This window comes from Streptomyces varsoviensis, assembly GCF_000718635.1.
In the GTDB taxonomy this organism is placed as follows: domain Bacteria; phylum Actinomycetota; class Actinomycetes; order Streptomycetales; family Streptomycetaceae; genus Streptomyces; species Streptomyces varsoviensis.
Genome location: NZ_JOBF01000096.1, coordinates 1 through 259 on the forward strand (window position 1 = coordinate 1; position 259 = coordinate 259).

Here is a 259-nt window from a genome sequence, read left to right on the forward strand (position 1 = left end):
CGGCACGGGGCCGGACGGCGTCGGCTCCCCCGGCGCCAGCCGGTACTCCAGGCAGTTCACCGTCGCCTCGGTCGGACCGTACGCATTGAAGACCGTCACGCCCGGATGCGCCGACCGCCAGCCGTCCAGCACCTCACCGACCAGCGCCTCCCCACCGAGAATCAGCGTCCCCGAGGGCGACACTTCCTCCGGCAGCGCCTCCAGAATCGACAAGTGGCTCGGCGTGCCCTTCATGAACGTCGGACGCGCACCGCGAGCC

1 protein-coding gene is annotated in these 259 nt (G+C 71.4%); it reads right to left on the minus strand.

Annotated elements, in window-relative coordinates; translation table 11 throughout:
• Window positions 1-234: AMP-binding protein (locus IF55_RS35755; RefSeq protein WP_048833146.1), on the minus strand; the 234-nt coding region annotated here is incomplete at its 3' end.
• Between the last annotated feature and the right edge of the window lie 25 nt (window positions 235-259).